We start from the raw sequence: 20,405 nt of genomic DNA on the forward strand, positions 1-20,405 counted from the left end.
TATTTCTGCCGCTCAACGATAGCGGCCCATGGTAACCTTCAGAACCTGTGGTCGATCGATCAGGTTGAGCCCGTAATCGGTCTGGTCGCCGTTCCAGATTCGCGTCGTCTGCCACTTGCCGTCGACGAAAGTTCCTTCCTCGGCTCGCAGCATGATGCCGTTGGGAGCGCTGCCTTCCGCTGCCGAGAAGGTGACGCGGACATGGTCGCCCACCACCAGGAACTCGTTGTCGGAAAGCTGCGCGACGGCCACGCCGCCGATCTTCTCCGCGCCCCAGGGTGCGGGATCGGTCTTGAGGAAGGTCCACTCCTTCATGCCGAACTGCCACTCGCCCCAGCTGGCGGTGATCTGCCAGCCGCCCAGCGTGGTGCTGCGCGGCTTGTTGTCGTCCGGCTTGGCCACGCCCCAGGTCGGGCGGGTATAGGCGATACGTGCCCAGTCCCGCGCGATGCTGCCCAGCGTGCGATAGGGCAGCGCGAAGGCATCCACCGTCGCCGGATCGAGGTCGCGCGCGCCGAGCGGGAAGTTGAAATAGCCCGTCGCGTCCATCCCGAACGGCGCGAAGCCGATCGCGCCGCGGCCCAGCGCCTCGTAGAAGAAGCGGGCGAAATCGCGCGCGTTACCGATCTCCGGCACCATCAGCGCGTTATCGGGACGGGCATATTTTTCGAGGTAGAGCGAGACGTTCTCGCTGCTGCGATCGTAGAGATCAGGTGCGGCGAAATCGAGCGCCGGGGCGGCTGCCTTCCAGATGTCCAGCACATCCTGCTGCGGCCCGCCGCTCGCTACACCGCTAGGGTCGGGCACGTTGGAGGGGCCGGCGAGCGCCGCATTTACATACATCGGCAGCGCCTTCACCGCCTTCCCCGCCGCCGCGATCGCATTGACGTAGCGTGCGACGTACCAGCTGTTGAACGCGCGGTCCGCCTGCGCGCCGAACGCTTGGCTCCAGGTACCGCGCTTGCCAGTCTTCTTCGCGAGTTCGACCGGGATGGTCTGCCCGAACAGCCGGTTGCCCTCGGCCGAATAATCGCGGGGGTTGCGATAGCTGCCGGTTTCGTTCTCCGGTTGGACGAGGATCACGGTGTTCTGCGGATCATGGTCGCGCAAATACTCCATCACTTTGACGAAAGCGCGCGTATCGGCCTTCAGCGTCTCCACGCCATGCGCGCTCAGCACACCATGATCCTTGCCGTCGCGCGTCTTCATCCGCGGGAAGCGCTGCGCGTCCAACTTCACCCAATCGGGGGTGTAGCTATAGCTCGTGTTTTTCCAGGTTCCGAACCACAGCAGGACCACGCGCTTGTCGTGCGCGCGCGCCTGATCGAGCAGTGTCTGCAAGAAACTGAGGTCGAACTGCCCCTCGCGCGGCTCCACCTGCTGCCAGGCGATCGGCACTTCCACGGTGTTGGCGTGGATGCGGTCCAGCACCTCCCAGGTGGTGGCCAGCGGCTCGGCGTAGTTGCTCGAATTGTTCACCTGCGCGCCCAGCATCAGGAACGGCGCGCCGTCGACGATCAGCGCATGGCGCCCGTTCTTCGTCTGAATGTGCGGCACCGGCGTGGCAGTCTGCGCCATCACTGCCAGCGGCGCGCCCGAGAGCAGCGCCGCAAGCGCCGCGCCATGAATGCGCAATGGTTTCATTTCCTCTCCCCTGCCGGATCGCCATAGAACAGTCCGCGCCCGTCAGTGCCGAGATATACCCGGCCCGCGATGCGCGGGTCACCTGAAATCACACGAAATCGCAGGCCCCATTGGTGCCCGTCATCGTTGATCCGCATCCATTTTTTCCCAAGATCGTCGGAGCGCCAGACCGCACGCAGCCCGTCCATCGTGCCAACGGCAAACAGCGTCGGCACCCGCCCGCTGCCCTTGCCGAGCCCGAACAGATCGACCTGCAGGGCGCCGCTGGCGGGCTGGAACGATGCGCCTTCATCTGTGCTGCGCCAAAGCTGCCCCCCGAGCTTGAGCCAGAGCTCGCCCGCCACGAACGGCGAAGCGATCAGCGTCGACTGTTGCTCGCGGTTATGGATGCGCGCTGCCGACAGGTTCGCCGGCAGGCCGTGGCCTCGCAGCGCCACAAAATGCGCACCGCCATCACGCGAGCCGAGCAGTTGCGCGTCGGTCACGGCATAGAAGCGCCCGGGATCGACCTTGTCGGCGGTCGCCCGCGTGTTGCCCGGCAAGCCTTCCACCCGCACCCAGCTTTTGCCGCCGTCGCGCGTCAGCATAGGTTCGGGCGCCGCCACCAACATCGCGCTGCCGTCCGCCGATACACTGACCGCCGCTTCGCCGTTTAGGTCAGCACGCGCCGGCGGACTGCCCATCGCCGGTACCTTCACCGGCACCCAGCTCCGACCACCATCTTCCGACCGACCGAGCGAGGCATCCCGCGGCCGGTTGGCGTAGAGACTGCCGCTGCGCACGATCACGTTCGGCTTCAGCCCGGCATAATCGAGGGTGTTGGTGTTCGACAGATACGGGTTCGCGAAAGTCGGCTGCGGCGACGTCGCAAAGTCATCGTGCACGAAACCGCCCAGGTCCCCGAAGCCGGAAACCAGATGCGCACCACCCGTCGGGGAACTCAGCGTGATGATCGCCGTCTGCTCGATGCCACGCACCCAGGGTGCCCATTGGATCGTGGCGGCGCCAAGCGTCGACGTCGCATATACAGTCGCGCCGGTAGTATAGACGATGTGCGCAGGATCGAACGGATCGATCGCAAGACCGGTGATCCAGTGGCCGAAGTCGGCACCCTTTCCCTCGTGTAGCAGGAACGGCGACGCCGAAACATCACGGCGGCTTTTGGGCCCCAGATCGGTCCAGTGCGCCCCGCCGTCGCGCGACAGCCATAGCGTGTCCCCCAGGCGATAGCGATCCAGCGTGCTGATCGCGATGATTCCCGTTGCGGAGGCAGCCACTGCGACACCCAGGATGCCGCCCTCTTGATGATCGGGTGGCGTGACTGCCTGTCCCTTGCCCTCGGGCGAGAAGCGCCACAGCGCGCCTTGCAGCGCGTCGCTCTGCCCGATGCCATTGGCGTAGCCGACGTAGAGCGTCCCATCCTTGGTGATGGCGGCCTTTACGGCCAGCATTTCCGGCGCGGGCCCGGAAACCGCTATCCAGCTTTTTCCGCCATCTTCAGAGCGATAGAGATGCATGGCGCCGGGATCTGCGACGCCTGCCCAGATTCGCTTCGAACCCTGATCGGCCGTGCCGCTAGTGGGATCGAACACCACGAATGCCACGCCGCCATGGGTCTGGCGCGGCGCCGGCGTGCCTAGCCCCGACAGCGGAAACGACGAAACCTTGTTCCAATGCGCACCCGCATCATCGCTCCGCCACAGGCCGTCGTGCCGCGATCCGAAGAACAAGGTGCTGGTGCGGTTCGGGTCTACCGCCAGGCGCTCGCCGAGCCCCCGGCCCGCTTCGTTGCCGCCCATTTCGAACGGCACCGGCGTCACACGCCACGTCTTGCCCCGATCGGCCGAGCGCAGGATCGCCGCCGGCGCGCGTGCGCTCATCCCTGCAGCCATGTACACGATTGCCGGGTCGCGCGGATCGGGCGCAATGCTCTCAATCCCCATATAGCTGGATACGGCATTGGAATCCTGCAGCGGCACCCAACGCATTGCCACCGAATCCCAGCGATAGGCCCCGCCCATGTCCGTGCGCAGATAGGCAAGGCCCCGCTCGGCCGGGCTGAAGACGATGCCCGGCGCATAACCCCCGGCACCCACCGTCACATTGGTCCAGCGATAGGGGGTGGCCTTCTGCGCCAGCGCAATAGCAGGCGCGGCCGAAACGGCCAGCACCGCAAGCATGCCAAGCGACATGAAACGCCCCATTCCTCTCCCTCCCGCATCCGACAACGTTGCCGGTTTACGATCCGTCGTGGACAGGTTAGCGCTACCAGCAGCAGAAAGAAACCGCTGATCTGAAAATTACTTTTACAGATGGATGCATGCTACAATAGGCGCCAATCCTGTTTGGCATCGCGGACACCGGGGAGGAAAAGACGATGACACAGCACCTTGATCGCCGGCACTTGCTGGCCGGTATGGCCGCCGCAGCCGGCGCCGCCGCGCTGCCCGCCCAGGCGTTCCAGGCAGTCGCCGAAGACGTGCTGCCACTTTGGCCGGATTCGCCGCCAGGCGCCCCGGCGACGTTGCCCACCCCCAAATTCGACCAACGCTCGAAGGATCCGGCGTTTAACGATCGCTGGCTAACCGGAATCGGCCGCCCATCGCTGACCGTGCGGCGCCCGCCCCAGCCCAATGGCACTGCAGTGATGCTCATTCCCGGCGGCGGCTATGGCTTTCTTGCCATCGACAACGAGGGCGAGGAACAGGCCCGTTGGCTCAACGCCATCGGGGTGACTGCGTTCATCCTTCACTATCGCCTTCCCACCGAAGGGTGGAGCAACCGATCGATCGTCCCGCTCGCAGACGCGCAACGCGCGCTGCGCCTGATCCGCGCTTCGGCCACGCGCTATGGCGTGGATGCCAAGCGCGTACTGACGCTTGGATTTTCGGCCGGCGGCCATCTCGCCGGCAGCCTTGCAACTCGCCATGCAGAGCGCGTTTACGCGCCGGTTGACGCGGCCGACCAGCAATCCGCACGCCCCGATCTCGCCGGCCTGATTTATCCGGTGGTCAGCCTGTCGGCATCGTTCACGCACGGCGGATCCCGCGACAATCTTTTCGGCACTGCCGCCGATCCTAAAGCGCTCAGCCAGGCTTCGGTGGAGAATCGTGTAACCGGTGACACCCCGCCGCTCTTCCTCGCCCATGCCAGCGACGACGGGCTGGTGCCGATCGCCAACAGCTTGGCACTGTACCAGGCGGCTCTGGCCACGCAGTGCCCTTCCGAACTCCACGCCTTCGATCAGGGCGGCCACGGCTTCGGCGTTCGCCTGCAAAAAACAGTACCCGCCGCCGCTTGGCCGACATTGTTCGCAGCCTATGCGCGACGCAGCGGTGTTCTGGCAGCATGATCCGTGCGGCGGCGCTGCTCGCCCTTGTGCTTGCCGGTGGCGCCAATGATCCTAAGCCCGCCTATCGCTCCAGTCCGGAGCGGCGCACGGAGGCGGACGATCGGCAATGGGGTCCCTGGCTTGGCCCCTTCCGCGCCAAGCTTGTGCCGACCATGATGCAGGACTTCGGCGAGCGTTACCTGTACGCGCCGGCCAACGCCGCGCTGCCGCCGCCTAAAGAGGGCGAGCAGCGCGTCGTGTTTATCGGGGACTCGATCACCGACGGCTGGGACCTTGCCCAGAGCTTCCCGAACGAGCACTATATCAACCGCGGCATCGGTGGGCAGGTGACGGCACAGATGCTGGTACGCTTCGAACAGGATGTGGTAGCACTTCACCCCCGCGCCGTGGTGATTCTGGGTGGCGTGAACGACGTCACGGGACTTCTCCAGGTCGAAAGCCCCGAGTCTATCGTCGCGAACATCGAAGCGATGGCGGACATCGCTTCCGCGCACGGCATTGCCGTCGTGCTGTGCTCCATCCTGCCGGTGAACGACTATAGCGAAGCCGCCCGCGCGGTAGTCAAGGAGCGCCGACCCGCCGTTTTGCGGGCGATCAATGCCCGACTCCGCGCCATGGCCATGCGACGGGGCTTCGCCTACGCCGATTACGATGCCGCGCTTGCCGATCAGCGCGGCTTTATGCGCGCCGAACTGACACGGGACGGCATTCATCCCCTCGATGCAGGCTATGCCTTAATGGTGCCGATTGTCGCGACAGCGATCGTTTCCGCGACCAGCGAAATCAAGTAAGCATCTGATTTTTAAGACATTAAATGTGTTAACGATAACGTAGTTTCATTCGTAAACTTCGGTTTCACATTATTGTTGCGATAAATCGGACTCGATGGTAGCGCAAACATGGGATGCCGGGACCACACCGGTACCGCCGTGCAGGCGCTTTCGACGGAGCGCTCCGGCCTTCACCATTCGGGATAGCGCTCCGGCGCAGGAGGGGACCAGTGACCTACCGTTTCACATCATCTTTGAATTCGACGTCCATTGGCGCAGCCCTGCGCGCAGGCGCCTCGCTGGCAACGTTGTCACTGGCAATCCTGCCCGGAACCTCCCTAGCGCAGACGGCAGCAGCCGCGCCGCAGGGTAGCGAAGCCGCCACGCAGGATGCCACGGCAGGCGACGCAGCACAGGAAATCGTGGTCACGGGCATTCGCGCCTCGCTGCAGAGCGCGCGCAATCGCAAGCGGGACGCCGAACAGGTTGTCGACTCGATCACCGCGCAGGATATCGGCGCCCTTCCCGACCGATCGGTCTCGGAAGCGCTGCAGCGCGTGCCCGGCGTTACGCTCCAGCGCACCAACGAAAATCGCGATCCCGCCCGCTTGTCGTCCGAAGGCGGTGGCGTGTTCATCCGCGGCTTGTCCTGGGTCCGCTCCGAACTGAACGGCCGCGACGTCTTCTCGGCGAACAACGGCCGCGGGCTGTCCTTTGAAGACGTGTCCGCCGACTTGCTCGTCGGCGTCGACGTCTTCAAGAACCCGTCGGCCGACCTCGTTGAAGGGGGCATCGGCGGCATCATCAACTTGCGCACCCGCAAGCCCTTCGACGCCCCCGGCTATGTTTTTGCCCTGTCCGGCGACGCCAATTACGCCGATCTGCGCAAGAAGACCTTCTGGTCGGGCAATGCGCTTGCCAGCGGCCGCTGGCAGACTCCGCTCGGCGAAATGGGGCTGCTGCTCAGCTATTCGCTCAACAACATCGGCAACCGTACTGACAGCATCACGGCAGGTCGCTACGATCGCGGCACACTGACTGCACCGCAGGATGGTCTGGCTGCGGGCACCAACGTCTTCATCCCCAACGGCATGGGCTTCCGCCGAATCGATTGGCAGCAGAAGCGTACCGCGTTCGACGGTTCGTTCCAGTGGAAGCCGAGCGACACGCTGCAGTTGACCTTCGAAGCGCTGATTTCGAAAGCGACGCCGCGCGACATCGAATACGCGATCGGCGACTATGACATGCCGGGGTCGGACAACTCGACCTACCAGTTCGGGCCGAACCGCGAGTTGCAGTCGGGCGTCATCCAGAACCGCAACCTCAACCTCGACACCCGCGCCGGCAGCCAGGACAAGAAGACCCAGGACTTCTCGGGCAACCTGCGCTGGACGCCGAACGAAAACTGGTCCGTCAGCGCCGATCTCCAGTACATCAAGTCCACCGCCAAGGTGTACAGCATGACGGCATTCACCGGCGCCAACATCCCGACGACCATCGCGTTCGATTTCAGCAGTGACGATCCGTCGATTACGATGACGCCGACGAACAGCGCCCAGTCGCTCACCGACAAGAATCTGTACTGGTGGGCTGCCGCGATGGACCACATCGAGGACAATGAGGCAGACGAGTGGGCAACCCGCGCCGACGTCGAGTACACGTTCACTGACAGCGACTTCCTGAAGTCGTTCCGCGTCGGCGGCCGCTTCACCGATCGCTCCGCCACCACGCGGCAGAGCACCTACAACTGGGGCCTGCTCTCGGCGCAATATTGGCAGCCGGGCAGCGCGGTGTTCCTCAACCAGACCGGCTATCCAGGCGGTCCGCAGAATGCTGGCCTGCCGAATCAGACGCAATTGGTGAACTACAACAACTTCTTCCGCGGCAAGGCACCGCAACCGGGCGCGGGTTTCTGGTTCCCGTCGGCAAGCCTCGTGCAAAATGGCACGGCGCACGCGTATGACTATCTGAAGAGCACGCTGTCGAACGGCTGGGGCTGGGCGCCGCTGAGCGACGATTACAGCACGAACCCGGGCGGTATCAACGACCAGACCGAAAAGACCTATGCCGGCTATGCCCTGATGCGCTTCGGCATGGAACAGAGCCCCCTCGGCCATTTCGACGGCAATATCGGCGTGCGGGTCGTACGTACCGAGACCGGCTCAAGCGGCACCCCGATCACCATCGGCGCGCCGACCTCGTCGCCTGGCCTTTGCGTTGTCGGCACGCCCATCACCACCGGCCCGCGTGCCGGCCAGACGGTAAACGCAACCGATTGCGCCAATTATGCAGCGGCATTCCGCTTCGCCGGCGGCACGATCACCCAGCCGACCACGGGCAACGGATCGTACACCGATGTGCTGCCCAGCTTGAACCTGCGCTTCTTTCTCAAGGAAAATCTGCAGCTTCGTCTTGCCGCGGCGAAGGCGATCGTTCGACCGACCTTCGCGCAGCTCAATCCATACGTATCGCTTGGCTATAGCTTTGATTCGGTCACCGGCATCGGCACCGGCACGGGCGTTAACGGGACACTGACGCCGTTCACTGGCAGCGCCGGCAATGCGAACTTGAAGCCCACCCGCTCCAACCAGTTCGACGTGAGCCTCGAGTATTACTTCGGTCGATCGAACAGCCTGACGTTCGCCGGTTTCTACAAGGATATCTCGAACTATATCTTTGCCGGCCTGACGCAGCAGACCTTTACGTCGAACGGCCAGACGCTGACCTTCGACGTGACGCAGCAGACCAACGGGTCCAGCGGCAAGATCAAGGGCTTCGAGATCGGCTACACCCAGTTCTTTGACATGCTGCCGGGGGCGCTGGGAGGCCTAGGCTTCAGCGGCAACTACACCTTCGTCGATTCGTCGGGTGGCAGGAACACGGCGGTGAACGTGTTCGATCCGAACCAGACAACCAACGCAGGATTGAATCTGCCGTTGGAGGGCTTGTCGAAGTACTCGTACAACGCAGCTCTCGTCTACGAAAAGTACGGAATTTCGGCTCGTGCGGCGTATAACTGGCGTTCGCACTATCTGCTGACAACCTCGGCCGCGAACATCAACTATCCGGTCTGGTCGGAAAGCTACGGGCAGCTGGACGCATCGATCCTCTATTCGCTCACCAAGAATGTGAAGATCGGTGTACAGGGCTACAATCTGCTCAACTCGCGGACCTTCCTCGATGTGGGTGATCCCAGCCTGAAGCCGCGTTACGGCTGGACGGATACCGATCGGCGCTTCGCCTTCCTATTCCGTACGCTCTTCTAACAACTCTTCTATCCCATGCCCCCGGACCTCTGGCCCGGGGGCATCCTTTTTCCGCCCGCCGATTCCGCCTAAACTCGGCTCTCGATCGGCAGAATGGGAACGCTCGCGCAATGCCGCAGCACATCATCATTGCAGGCGGCGGCAGCGCCGGGTGGATGGCCGCTGCATTGTTCGCGCGGTTACGCCCAGCACCGCTTACCCGCATCACGCTGGTCGAATCGGATGCGATCGGAACGATCGGGGTCGGCGAGGCGACCGTGCCGATCCTTCAAGACTTCAACCGCCTGCTCGGTGTGCACGAACCAGAGTTCGTCGCCGCTACCCAAGGCAGCTTCAAGCTGGGCATCGAATTCGTCGACTGGGGTCACCTCGGCAACCGCCACTTCCACGGCTTCGGGGACTTCGGCGCGCCGATCGAGGGCACCGCCCCCCACCATCATTGGCACCGCCTGCGCACCGCCGGACGGGAACAAGATCCGATCGACGCTTGGTCGATGCCCGCGATCCTCGCTCGGCAGGATCGCTTTGCGCCGCCCGAGGCGTCGCGTGGAGAAGCCGCTGAATATCGCTACGCCTATCATTTCGATGCGGGCCTCTATGCCTGCCTGCTGCGTAGCTATGCGCAGTCGCGCGGCGTGGCGCATATGGAAGGCCGCATCGTCGATGTGGAGCGCGATCCGCATAGCGGCGACGTCGCTGCCCTTCGGCTCGACGGTGATCGCCGGCTGGACGGCGATATCTTCATCGATTGTACCGGTTTTGCGAGCAGACTTCTAGGCGCGGAACTCGGAGTGGCACTCGTCGACTGGTCCGGCTGGCTGCCGGCGAATCGTGCGATCGCACAGGGGTCTGCCCGGGCCGGCCGCTTCACGCCTTTCACCCGATCAACTGCGCTTACCGCTGGCTGGCAATGGCGCATCCCGCTCCAGCACCGCACGGGCAATGGCCTAGTCTATAGCAGCCGCTACCTTTCCGATGACGAAGCGGCGCATATCCTTACCAGCAACCTCGACGGCGACGCGATCGGCGAGCCGCGCCTGCTGCGCTTCACGACCGGCCGCCGCGAGCAGTTCTGGGCCCACAACGTGATTGCTATCGGCCTCGCTGCAGGCTTCATGGAGCCGCTGGAATCCACTAGCCTGCAACTGGTCCAGACAGGGCTGGCCCGCCTCGCCGAACTGTTGCCGCACGGCCGCGTCGCGCCTCCGATCCGGACGGAGTACAACCGCGAGACCATCGCGGAGTATGAGCGAATCCGGGATTTCCTGATCGCCCACTACTGCATTAGCCAGAGGCCCGAGCCCTTCTGGCGCGACAGCGCCAACATGGCCTTGCCGGACACTCTTACCCACAAGCTCGCGCTTTGGGATGCGATGGGACGAGTACCCATGTACGACCTTGAATCGCACGCGGAGCCGAGTTGGGCGGCGATACTGCTAGGCCAGGGCCGAATACCGCAGGGCCACGATCCGGCTGCCGATAGGATGTCGCTCGAGTCCATGGCCGCGCTCGTCGCCGCGCGCCGCGACACGCTGCAAGCAGCCGCAGCAAGACTGCCGCAGCACGACCATTTCGTACGCCGCACCTGCCACGCACAAGCAGCATGAACGTACCACTTCGCCGCATCGTTATCGCCGGGGGCGGCAGTGCTGGCTGGATGGCGGCTGCCGCGCTGTCTCAGGCGCTGGCCGGCACTGGCATTGCCATTACTCTGGTCGAATCCGAAGCCATTGGTACGGTCGGCGTCGGCGAAGCGACCATCCCGCCGATCCACGGCTTCAATCAGATGATCGGTGTCGACGAGGCCGCCTTTGTTAAGGCGACCGGCGGCACGTTCAAGCTGGGAATCGAGTTTGTGGATTGGTGGCGAAGGGGCGAAGGCTATTTTCATCCCTTTGGCCGCTATGGCGACGATTTCGGGATGGTGCCCTTCCACCAGCACTGGCTCGCCGCGCGCGCGGAAGGCGATACGACACCTTTGGGAGCCTATTCGCTGTCCACCCTGGCGGCAATGAACGGTCGATTTGGCCTGCCCCAGGGCGACGCTCGCTCGGTATTCGCCACCTATGGCTATGCTTATCATTTCGATGCCGGGCGCTACGCCGCCTTTCTTCGCCAGCTTTCCGAAAGCCGCGGCGTGGTGCGCCATGAAGGCCGGATCGGCGACGTGGAGCAGGATCCGGAAACCGGCTTCGTCCGCACGCTCACGCTGGAAGACGGTCGCACCATCTCGGGCGATCTGTTCCTCGACTGCACCGGCTTCCGCGCACTGCTGATCGGCGACGCGCTGAGCGTACCCTATCAGGATTGGTCGCACTGGCTGCCCTGCGATCGCGCGATCGCGGTCCCCACCGCTGCCGTCGCGCCGCCGACGCCCTTCACCCGCGCCACCGCACGTGGCGCTGGCTGGCAATGGCGCATCCCACTGCAGCACCGCACCGGCAATGGCCATGTCTTCTGTAGCAGCTTCTGCAGCGAGGCCGAGGCCGAAGCGCTGCTGCTGGCCAATCTCGACGCGCCAACGGTCGGAGAGCTCCGCCACCTGCGCTTCACCACCGGCCGGCGAACCACGCCCTGGGCAGCCAACGTCGTCGCGATCGGACTAGCATCAGGCTTTCTGGAGCCGCTGGAGTCGACAAGCCTCCACCTGATCCAGAGCGCGATCACCGCGTTGCTCAGCTGGTTTCCCGACCAGCAGTTTGATCCGGTGGTGCGCGCCGAATATAATCGGCGGGTGACGCGGGAATGGGATGCGATCCGCGACTTCCTGATCCTCCACTATACCGCCACCGAGCGCGATGACACGTCATTCTGGCGCCACTGCCGCGCCATCACCGTGCCGGAGACTCTGATCGAGAAGGTGGCGCTGTTCGCTCGCACCGGCCGGCTGCTGGGTCGCGAGGGAGACCTGTTCATGGACGCAAGCTGGCTGGCGGTTCTGCTCGGGCAAGGCGTGATACCTCGGGGGCATGACTCGCTTGCGAACAGCATGACGCCCGAGCTTAGGTCCAAAATCCTGGCGGCGATGCGCAAAACCATCGCCGGCGCGGCAGCCGCCCTGCCCCCGCACGCCTCCACCATAGCCCAATATTTGCACGCGTGCTGAGAAGGAAGCACACCGCTTCAGCAACCGGAGTGCCGCGCACGCTTGCAGGCGGGCACCAAGCTCCGCTAGGGGCGATCCTGCTGGGGGCCTGTAGCTCAGCGGTTAGAGCTGGCCGCTCATAACGGCTAGGTCGCGGGTTCGAATCCTGCCGGGCCCACCAGCATGTTTGCTTCCGGGGTTGTGCACGGCGCAACAAAGCCCTAGGCGGCACGTACGTCGGGGAGTAGCGCAGCCTGGTAGCGCATCTGGTTTGGGACCAGAGGGTCGCAGGTTCGAATCCTGTCTCCCCGACCACTTCTTTCCTTGCCTGCCACGCGCCAGACGTCTTGGACGCAAGTGTCGTCCAATTTCGGCAGCGCGGAGATCATGCTGGGTCGGCAACGAAGAAGCCCCACTCGATCCACCGCGCACGGCAGCCGTTCGGGCCGTGCCACATCGTCTCCGCCGCGCCCGCATCGAAGCCATGGCTGGCGGCAACGGCAGCCAGCGCCGCAGCTGCATCGTTTCCCGCCAACATCGTCGCCAAAAAATCAAATTGTGGAACGCTTAACAGTATGGTGCGCGTCACATAGCCGCTGCGCACCAACGCGAGGTGAGAGCGCCGGGGCAGTGGCAGCCGCGGCGCCTCTCCGCGCCGCACGGCGTGGAAATAGCCGGCGACCGGAAAGCCATAGCGGCCCAGCGAAAAAGCCGGCTGCAGGCGCAAGGCGCAGTCGGGCGCGTCTGCGGTCGCTGCCGGGCGACCCTCCTGTCCCTGGGCATCGAACATCTGGAACACAGCATATTCGAAGCCGGCGAGATCGATCATGAAATCGATCCAGGCCTCGCGCGCACTGCCATCAGGCCTGCTGGCCTCCATCCAGCCAGCGAAGCGGCGGCCGAAATTGTGGAGGGTGGGTTGATTGGGGGGGGAGTAGCTTAGATAATCGACAACGAAATCGTCAAACAGCGGCTGCCCGAGCGCGTGGCACAGCGCCGGGAACTGCTCGCGCATGCAGGCGATCATCCGCTGGACATAGCCGCGCTGGTATACGGCCAGACCGTCGGCGGCGCCGAGCCGACCGTCGCTGGCGAACAACGCCTGCGCCGCGGCCGGATCGGCCTGGGGATCGATCAGCGCCGCATGCATCCGCCGCTGCGCCGCCGCCAGCGCCGTCACGCCGCATCCTCCATCCTGTTCGGCATCGCCAGCGGCACCGCCAAATCCACCGGGTCCGAAACGCCCGCCATGTAGCGTTCGGCCTTGTGCAACTCGACGAGGCAATCATCGAACGCCGGAATGTGATCGTCCCATTCCAGCAAGGTGGCCGCACCGCCGCTCCGCGCCCAGGCGATACGGAACAGATCCCAGACTTCGGCGCGCACCGGGCGATCGTGCGTGTCGATCACATGCGTGCCGAGATCCTGATGCCCGGCGAGATGCATCTGGACGACACGATCGAACGGGAAGGCGTCGAGATAGGCACGCGGATCGGTGCCGGCGTTGAAGCAGCTGACATAGACATTGTTGACGTCGAGCAGCAGCCCGCATCCCGTTTCGTGCGCCAGCGCACGCAGGAACGCGGGCTCGTCGATCGTCGATTGGGCGAAACGCACATAAGCGCTGGGATTTTCGAGGATGAGCGGACGCTCCAGCTGATCCTGGACCTGCCGGACCCGAACGATCACATGCGCCAAGCTCTCCTCGGTCAGCGGCATCGGCAGCAGATCGTGCGTGTTGTACCCGTTCACCCCCGTCCAGCACAGATGATCGCTGATCCAGGCCGGGCGAACCGCATCGGCGAGCCGCTTGAGCGAGGCGAGATAGGCGCGGTTCAGCGGATCGGTGCTCCCGATCGACAGCGAGACGCCGTGCAGGACCACCGGATAGCGCTCCGCGACCGCGTCGAGGACGGCGCGGGGTCGCCCCCCCGAATTCATGAAGTTTTCGGAGATCGCCTCGAACCACAGGTCCCGAGTCGCGCCCGAAAGGATCGCGTCGAAATGAACGCTACGAAGCCCCAGCCCGAGCCCCAGCCGCGGCAGCGCCGCCAGTGCGCCGTCAGCTGCAGCCACCAGCGCCGCTCATCCCGCTCGACCCACAGGCCGTCATGTTGTCCCGGGCGTTGTTGTCCTCGGAAATCCACAGATAGCTGGGCCCGGTGCCCGCAAAGGCAGCCGGTGGCGATCCCAGTGCCGCCGGCAGCGGCTGCTGCGGCCCGATTTTCTGCACGTTCTGCGCCGCGAGCAGCTCCGCCCGCGTCGCTTCCCAGTTCGCTTCGAACACGGCACGCGCGCGCAGCCACACGCTCTGCCCCTGGTTGGGGCCGTTGGTGCTGAAGCGTTCGGCGTTGATCGGCGTGGCGCACGATCCTTGCGATCGGCAGGCATTGGCGCCGGGATTGTTCATTTCCTCGCCAGTGCCGTACAGGCCGCAGCCGCCCTGCCCCTTACACTCGTTCTGCACATGGCAGGTGTGATCGGTTCCCGTCGAGCAATAGCCCTGCCCCGCACAGGCATTGGGCGTGCCCCCCGGGGGGCCGAGCAGCCCGAAACGATCCGATCCCGCACAGGCGTTCAGCCCCATGCATGCGTGCAGCGGCATCCCCTCCGGCTGCGGACCGATCACGCTGAAGCCCGGAAAGGCTGGCTCGTCGGCATAGGGATAGGGCGTCGGCACGGGAACACCGGGAGCGGGCGCGGGCGATGGGGTCGGCGTAGATCAGGATGCCATGAACGTTCCTCTCGCATGACGATCAGCGTTGCTGGGCTGCAGTCCAATAGGGGCCCACATCGGGCAGGTGCATCGGGGCGTTGTTGGTGCCGGTCTTGGAGATCGCCACGCCGACATAGTAGATGACGTTCTGCAGCACCTCGACCAGGCCGGTATCGCCCTTGTCCACCTTCACCGCCTGGGCGTTGGCACGTCCGGACGTAAACAGCGCCTGGACGTGATCGACCACCGCGCTGCCATCGAGCTGCGCGATCAGGGTATTGGCGGCGGCGATCGCCTTGTTGCCGAAGGCGGTCAGACCCTGGAACGATACCGCCCGATCACCAAGCGAGACATTCTCGAACACGGGCCCCATCATCGAACCGGCATATGCGCCGCTCGGGATCGGGATCTGTCGGATCGTGCGGATATATTTGTCGAGCACCCAGATCATCGAACGATGCAAGCCTTCGTTGAAGAACAGCTTCTGCTGAGCGGGCGGCACCAGGTAGATCGTTTCGGTCATCACCAGCATGTACTGAAAGCAGGCGCTGCAGAAATTGGCGATGTCGACATAATATTCGGGGTAATTCGCCGCTACAGGACTGTCCGGCATGTCCACCAGCACGCCCGCATCGAGCAGCGCCTGCGCGGTGACCGCGGGCTGGATCACGTCCACCGGTGGCGGGGGCTGGGCCGGGCGTACCTCGCTGGTACCGGCATAGTCTGCGAACTGCGCCTGGAGCGTAAGGAACTTTGCATAGTGCGATTCCTCGCCCTTCGATGGATCGTCGTCGGGGCCGGGCCCGATATCGGGGATCGGCACGCCTTCCCCCTGATCGCAGATCGTGTCGATCGCAGTTGCGGCATCCTGGATGGATCGGACGGCGATCAGCTGCGCCGGGCCGACATGGCTGTCCTCCACATTCGGGAAAACGGCCGCCGCCGCGGCGCCCTGCACCGGATCGGTCCAGGAAACGGTTGCCGGCGGTGCCGGTTTCCACGGATCGAAACCGCCGGACGGGTACAGCGTATCGACATTGTTCGGCGAGTAGTTGTCCGGCTGGATCGCGTTGCCGATCGATCCCTGCTGAAAATCGGAATCGGCAAGGAACCGCGTGCTCAACAGGCAGCGTATGTACGAATAGAATTGGCCGATCGTATCCCAATCGCTGTCCTGCGGCGGCGCGTTCCACTGTTCGGGATATTCGATCTGCAGAAAGTGCCACAGCTGCTCGAAGCTGAGCTTGCCGAGCGGAATCTGCACGGCCGTCTTGCCGTCCGGGCCCGCCGGCCCTGTCGGGTTATGATAGGGGAGCCCGGTCGGGTAAGCAGCGGGCGCCTTGCCATAAAGCTGCGGCATCACGCCCATCGACCAAAGGACGTTCGACGACAGCGACATGTGGAGCATTTCCTCCACCGCCACACTCATGATGATGCCGCCCGCCTTGTTGGCATAGAGCTGCGCGTCGCTGATCGTTTCGCCGCTCTCGTTGTTCCGAACAAGCGAGTAATAGGTATAAAGATAGATCGGAATCGTTGCGAGCTCGATTTCGATCGCAGTCTGTAGATCCACCTTCAGGCGCGCAAGCACCTGATCCCGATTCCATGTCGCGTTGATCGTGGCGACGAAGGCCTGCTCTGCGGGCGTAAGCGGCGTGATCGGATCGGCCATATCCAATGCAATCCCCCTCAGATCTGCGTAGACATGAACCCGGCAAAGGTTACTAGGATCACGCCCTCCTTTTCGCCCTATCTTATTATCGAGTTTTGCATCCTACAATCAGGAATCTCGGTTTATTGGCAAGTTACATCACAAATGGTTACTTTTGTGATGTACTCCGTTGCAAGCCGAGCCAACAACCGGTACGCCTACACCGTCAATATTGCAAATCGCTGCGTTATTCGTTCCAGAATCGTCGGATCAACGGCGTCGTGCGCTATTCCTGTGGGGGATGGGTGAATGAGCAATCTGGCCGGAAAAGCCTATGGCATGAACGTCGTCACGCCGATGCGGCCATGGGTTACCTGGATCAACAATCTATTGTTCATGCTCTCCCGATCGCTTCCGGCCACGCTGTCGGGACTGCTCGGCCTCGGCTTCATTCATTTCGCGCGCTGGGTGATCATCCGCCGCGATCAATGGCCGCAGCTGGGCCAGCCCCCCTCCGATCTGTCCAACGACTACATGCTGTTCTGCAGCAACTTCAACGGCACCTGGGACCAGTATATCGATGCCTTCGCCGACGGCATTCCGGGCGGGCTCGATCTATTCTGGTATTCGAGCACGAAATACCCGAACTCGATTCCGATCACGCCGTTCAAAAACTATATTCGCGCCAATCAGATCGACACCAACTATTATTACAACGCGACCCCGGGGAGCGGGCAGCGCGACATCAAGCTGGCGCTGAAGCTGTCGCACGGGCTCGCCGCGATCGCAGCGAAGGCGGGCACGCTCAGCGACGCTGAACTGGCTTCGGCGTTCGAACGGCTGCTGATCGCCAACCAGGGCGGATTGGGCGCGCCGGGTTATGCGCCGGTGGCAAGCTGCGACACCGCCGCCGCCGATCGGAACCGTGCCGCCGCCGAATTGGGGCATTGGGGCCGGGACGGCACCGGCCCCATCGCCGCGGATCGCGCCCTGCACCCGATCGCCACCGAAACGGTGATCGCCTCCAGCGCAAATGCGGACGAGGATGCGCGCGAGTCGGTGCGCACCAAGGTTGCCGCCGTGCTGCGCGCGCCGACGCCGGGCACGCCGGGAACCGAGCCGCCCCCTACCGCCGACGCATCAGCGGACAAGGAAGGGGAGCGGTCCGATGGCTAATATCGACGTCAGCAGCTATTTCTTCACGGCCGCGGTGCCGGTGTGCAACGAAGGCATTGTCGAGCATGACGGCATCAAGAGCTCGCCGATCCATGTCGTGCGCGAAGTGCTGGAGACGCTGCCGACCGCGCTGCAATCGCATGCGACCGAAGAGATCGGGCTCAACAGCCCCTTCTCCCGCAACCTCAGGACGCATTTCACGCGGTTCGTGATCCTCGACCAGCCCTATTTCAACGGCCGCGACCACAGCGATGCCTTGGTCAACGCGATTCGGGGAACCAACCTGCTCGAGCCCCAGCCGGTCGATCAGATTACCTGCCCCTATATCTTCTGGACGATCGACTTCGACCTGCTCGATCCCAGCGGCGCCGGCGAACCGCGCCGCTATCTCGAGGAACTATGGGGCCAGATGGAACCCGAGCTCCGCTCGATCTTCCAATATTGCTACGATTTCGACACGGTGACCGATGCGGCGAGCTTCGCGAGCTATATCCAGCGCTGCCAGATCGAAACGACGATGCCGTTCCACGATTACTGGTATGTGCCGCCCAAGCTCAGCTCGATTTCGATTCTGGGGCTGGCGCTGCTGCCGGGCGCCGGCGCGCTGATGCTGCTGGCATCGCTGGCGGCGTGGATCCTGCGGTGGACCGGCTGGGCCTGGGCGGCGGGCTTTGCCGGCTGGAGCGGCTGGGCCTGGATGCCCTGGGCGGGGCTCGCGCTGCTCGTGCTCGGGCTGGTGGTCGATTATTACTGGGTGCTCTGGAAGGGGCGACAGCCCTACCCTGCCGCACCGGGCAGCGACCTGCGCAACGTGCTCAAGGCGCTGTACCTGCAACAGGCCTTCACGCGCTTCGCCATCGCGCAGCAGCACCGCGACCCTGCCGAATGGGGCGCCGCGTTCCGCGCCTTCCTGACCGCCAACCGGCCCGGCGATCTGGACGGACCGACTCAACCGGCGGGGGTGATCCGCAGCAAGCTGCCGGGAGACGCGGCATGACCAACGCCACCAATACCGCTCCCGCGGCGACGCTGCTCGACCTTGCCGATATCCAGGGCGGCATCCTGCGCACCTATGGCGACGGATTTCCCAAAGGGCGCAATTTCTACCTGACCGTGCGCGACGCGCGAAAGGGCCGCGCCTTTGTCGAGGCGTTGCGCCCGAGGATCACCACCGCCGCGCGCTGGAAGGATCCGGAGCGGGAAGAGCCGCTGCTGCGGACGCGCAATCCCCGGGTGAAGGACATCGTGCGGGCCGAGGGCGTGCCCGACTATCCCGGCCGCGTGCAGCTGATGAAGCCGAAGGTGACGCTCAACATCGGCTTCACCTTTTTCGGACTGCTCGCGCTCGGCGTGCCGACCCGCACCCTGCGCGGCATGCCCGACGAGTTCATCGACGGCATGGAGGCGCGCGCCGCGCTGCTCGGCGACGACCCGTTCCTCGACAAGCGCGACGCGGTGTGGCGGGATTCGCGCGGCGAGAAGCGCGTGCACATCCTTCTGACGCTCTATGCCCAGCAGAAGCCGGACGGCAGCGCCTGCGACGAGCTGGGCCATGAAACCGACGCGCTCATCGCGCTGTGCGATCAATCGGAAGGGGGCGTGGTGCTGCTCGACGGCGTCGGGCCGAACAATGCGCGATGGCAGGATCTGTCGGCGGTGATGCGCACCGACGGGGATCGATGCTGGCCCACCAACAAGGAACATTTCGGCCTTTCGGACGGCTTTGGCGATCCGGTCTTCTCGGGCCAGTTCTCGGGCGAGGCGGAACGGGTGCGCGTGGCGGGCGGCGGCAAGCTGATGGCGGATGGCAGCTGGCAACCGCTGGCGACCGGCGAGTTCCTGCTCGGCTATCCCGACGAGGCGCAGGAAATTCCGGGCGCGGCGATGCCGATCGAGTTCAGCCGCAACGGCACCTTCATGGCCTATCGCAAGCTGCACGAGGCGGTCGGCACCTTCCACGGCTATATCGACGATCAGGCCGCGCGCTATGCCCGGGTACGCGCCGTGCCGCACATCGAGGCGGTGGAGACGATCAAGGCCAAGATGGTCGGCCGCTGGGAAGACGGCGTGCCGCTGATGATCGCCCCCACCTACCCTGCCTGGCAGCAGTTCCGGGCCGAACTCGAACGGGCACGCGCGGCAAAGGACAAGGCCAAGCTCGCCGAGATCGCGCTCAAATTCACCAACTTCATCTATGCTTCGGATCCGGTGGGATCGAAATGTCCGGTGACCTCGCACCTCCGGCGCGCCAACCCGCGCGACACGCTGGGGCCGACGTTCGACGCGAACGGCATGTCGCGCGACGGTTCCGCGATCATCAACCGGCGGCGTATCCTGCGCCGCGGGCTGCCCTATGGCCAGTATGACCCGCACGCGCCCACGGACGACGGCGACCATGGCATCATCTTCATGGCGATCTGCACCAGCCTGTTCCGCCAGTTCGAGTTCGTGCAGCAGCAATGGATGCAATATGGGCTCGATTTCAACGCCGGCAGCGATACCTGCCCGGTGATCGGCAACCATGCGACCGCGGACGATCCCAAGCTGGTCATCCCGGTGGAGGCCGATGCCGGGAAGCTGCCGTTCATCTGCGATCGCCTCCCCCAGCTCGTCGAGCCGCGCGGCGGCGATTACTTCTTCCTGCCCAGCATGACCGCGCTGCGGATGATCGGCATGGGTATCATCGATCCCACCTGAGCGCCCGCCCGAACCCGATCGCCACCCGCTTGCAGAGGAGACGTCCAG

14 protein-coding genes and 2 tRNA genes are annotated in these 20,405 nt (G+C 64.3%); 10 read left to right on the plus strand and 6 right to left on the minus strand.

Annotated elements, in window-relative coordinates:
* Positions 1-12: 12 nt before the first annotated feature.
* Both B215_RS0112795 and B215_RS20105 read right to left on the minus strand, forming a co-directional pair.
* On the minus strand, positions 13-1,644 hold the full coding sequence (locus B215_RS0112795; RefSeq protein WP_050990179.1) for a DUF5597 domain-containing protein: 1,632 nt from the start codon (positions 1,642-1,644) through the stop codon (positions 13-15).
* Positions 1,641-3,848 (minus strand): WD40/YVTN/BNR-like repeat-containing protein, encoded by a 2,208-nt coding sequence (locus tag B215_RS20105; RefSeq protein WP_236704493.1) that lies wholly within the window; start codon positions 3,846-3,848, stop codon positions 1,641-1,643. Before B215_RS20105 ends, B215_RS0112795 begins: the two co-directional genes overlap by 4 nt.
* A gap of 173 nt (positions 3,849-4,021) precedes the next feature.
* On the opposite strand from B215_RS20105, the gene B215_RS0112805 reads away from it, so the two are divergent.
* The 7 genes from B215_RS0112805 to B215_RS0112835 all read left to right on the plus strand — a co-directional run bounded on the left by B215_RS0112805 (position 4,022) and on the right by B215_RS0112835 (position 12,432).
* Positions 4,022-4,996, plus strand: a complete 975-nt coding sequence (locus B215_RS0112805) for an alpha/beta hydrolase (RefSeq protein WP_026009222.1) — start codon at positions 4,022-4,024, stop codon at positions 4,994-4,996.
* Between the two features lie 152 nt (positions 4,997-5,148).
* Positions 5,149-5,787 (plus strand): GDSL-type esterase/lipase family protein, encoded by a 639-nt coding sequence (locus tag B215_RS0112810; protein ID WP_236704494.1) that lies wholly within the window; start codon positions 5,149-5,151, stop codon positions 5,785-5,787.
* Positions 5,788-5,996: 209 nt separating this feature from the next.
* Positions 5,997-9,032, plus strand: a complete 3,036-nt coding sequence (locus B215_RS0112815; RefSeq protein ID WP_236704495.1) for a TonB-dependent receptor — start codon at positions 5,997-5,999, stop codon at positions 9,030-9,032.
* Between the two features lie 110 nt (positions 9,033-9,142).
* Positions 9,143-10,639, plus strand: a complete 1,497-nt coding sequence (locus B215_RS0112820) for a tryptophan halogenase family protein (protein ID WP_019370048.1) — start codon at positions 9,143-9,145, stop codon at positions 10,637-10,639.
* A complete protein-coding gene (locus tag B215_RS0112825) occupies positions 10,636-12,138 on the plus strand; it encodes a tryptophan halogenase family protein (protein WP_019370049.1) in 1,503 nt (500 codons plus the stop codon). The genes B215_RS0112820 and B215_RS0112825 overlap by 4 nt, the downstream gene beginning before the upstream one ends.
* An 84-nt stretch (positions 12,139-12,222) precedes the next feature.
* Positions 12,223-12,298: transfer RNA gene (locus B215_RS0112830), tRNA-Ile, on the plus strand.
* 57 nt (positions 12,299-12,355) lie between these two features.
* A tRNA-Pro gene (locus tag B215_RS0112835) sits at positions 12,356-12,432 on the plus strand.
* 70 nt (positions 12,433-12,502) lie between these two features.
* On the opposite strand, the gene B215_RS0112840 is transcribed toward B215_RS0112835, so the two are convergent.
* The 4 genes from B215_RS0112840 to B215_RS0112855 form a co-directional block, all read right to left on the minus strand.
* Positions 12,503-13,297, minus strand: a complete 795-nt coding sequence (locus B215_RS0112840) for an HvfC/BufC family peptide modification chaperone (protein ID WP_019370050.1) — start codon at positions 13,295-13,297, stop codon at positions 12,503-12,505.
* Positions 13,294-14,172 (minus strand): MNIO family bufferin maturase, encoded by an 879-nt coding sequence (gene bufB / locus B215_RS0112845; protein WP_419724242.1) that lies wholly within the window; start codon positions 14,170-14,172, stop codon positions 13,294-13,296. Before bufB ends, B215_RS0112840 begins: the two co-directional genes overlap by 4 nt.
* A 7-nt stretch (positions 14,173-14,179) precedes the next feature.
* Complete coding sequence (locus B215_RS0112850; protein WP_019370052.1) at positions 14,180-14,797, minus strand: hypothetical protein; 618 nt, start codon at positions 14,795-14,797, stop codon at positions 14,180-14,182.
* 76 nt (positions 14,798-14,873) lie between these two features.
* Positions 14,874-16,505 (minus strand): ferritin-like domain-containing protein, encoded by a 1,632-nt coding sequence (locus tag B215_RS0112855; RefSeq protein ID WP_019370053.1) that lies wholly within the window; start codon positions 16,503-16,505, stop codon positions 14,874-14,876.
* A 288-nt stretch (positions 16,506-16,793) separates the two neighbouring features.
* Here B215_RS0112855 and B215_RS0112860 point away from each other — a divergent pair, with 288 nt between their 5' ends.
* From B215_RS0112860 to B215_RS0112870, 3 genes are read left to right on the plus strand one after another with little or no spacing between them, the layout of a single operon-like run.
* Entirely contained in the window at positions 16,794-17,660 is an 867-nt protein-coding gene (locus tag B215_RS0112860) for a hypothetical protein (protein WP_019370054.1), read from the plus strand.
* Complete coding sequence (locus B215_RS0112865; protein ID WP_019370055.1) at positions 17,653-18,657, plus strand: hypothetical protein; 1,005 nt, start codon at positions 17,653-17,655, stop codon at positions 18,655-18,657. Before B215_RS0112860 ends, B215_RS0112865 begins: the two co-directional genes overlap by 8 nt.
* Positions 18,654-20,357, plus strand: coding sequence for a Dyp-type peroxidase (locus B215_RS0112870; RefSeq protein ID WP_019370056.1), 1,704 nt, complete (start codon positions 18,654-18,656; stop codon positions 20,355-20,357). The genes B215_RS0112865 and B215_RS0112870 overlap by 4 nt, the downstream gene beginning before the upstream one ends.
* Positions 20,358-20,405 lie beyond the last annotated feature (48 nt).

Source organism: Sphingomonas sp. ATCC 31555 (assembly GCF_000282895.1).
Taxonomy (GTDB): Bacteria; Pseudomonadota; Alphaproteobacteria; order Sphingomonadales; family Sphingomonadaceae; genus Sphingomonas.

What these genes read in the sequence shown, in the direction of transcription:
- B215_RS0112820 (WP_019370048.1), top strand. Translation starts at nt 9,143, where the DNA reads ATGCCGCAGCACATCATCATTGCAGGCGGCGGCAGCGCCGGGTGGATG.
- B215_RS0112825 (WP_019370049.1), top strand. Translation starts at nt 10,636, where the DNA reads ATGAACGTACCACTTCGCCGCATCGTTATCGCCGGGGGCGGCAGTGCT.
- B215_RS0112870 (WP_019370056.1), top strand. Translation starts at nt 18,654, where the DNA reads ATGACCAACGCCACCAATACCGCTCCCGCGGCGACGCTGCTCGACCTT.
- B215_RS0112795 (WP_050990179.1), bottom strand. Translation starts at nt 1,644, where the DNA reads ATGAAACCATTGCGCATTCATGGCGCGGCGCTTGCGGCGCTGCTCTCG.
- B215_RS0112860 (WP_019370054.1), top strand. Translation starts at nt 16,794, where the DNA reads ATGAGCAATCTGGCCGGAAAAGCCTATGGCATGAACGTCGTCACGCCG.
- B215_RS0112865 (WP_019370055.1), top strand. Translation starts at nt 17,653, where the DNA reads ATGGCTAATATCGACGTCAGCAGCTATTTCTTCACGGCCGCGGTGCCG.
- B215_RS0112805 (WP_026009222.1), top strand. Translation starts at nt 4,022, where the DNA reads ATGACACAGCACCTTGATCGCCGGCACTTGCTGGCCGGTATGGCCGCC.
- B215_RS20105 (WP_236704493.1), bottom strand. Translation starts at nt 3,848, where the DNA reads ATGGGGCGTTTCATGTCGCTTGGCATGCTTGCGGTGCTGGCCGTTTCG.
- B215_RS0112855 (WP_019370053.1), bottom strand. Translation starts at nt 16,505, where the DNA reads ATGGCCGATCCGATCACGCCGCTTACGCCCGCAGAGCAGGCCTTCGTC.
- B215_RS0112810 (WP_236704494.1), top strand. Translation starts at nt 5,149, where the DNA reads ATGATGCAGGACTTCGGCGAGCGTTACCTGTACGCGCCGGCCAACGCC.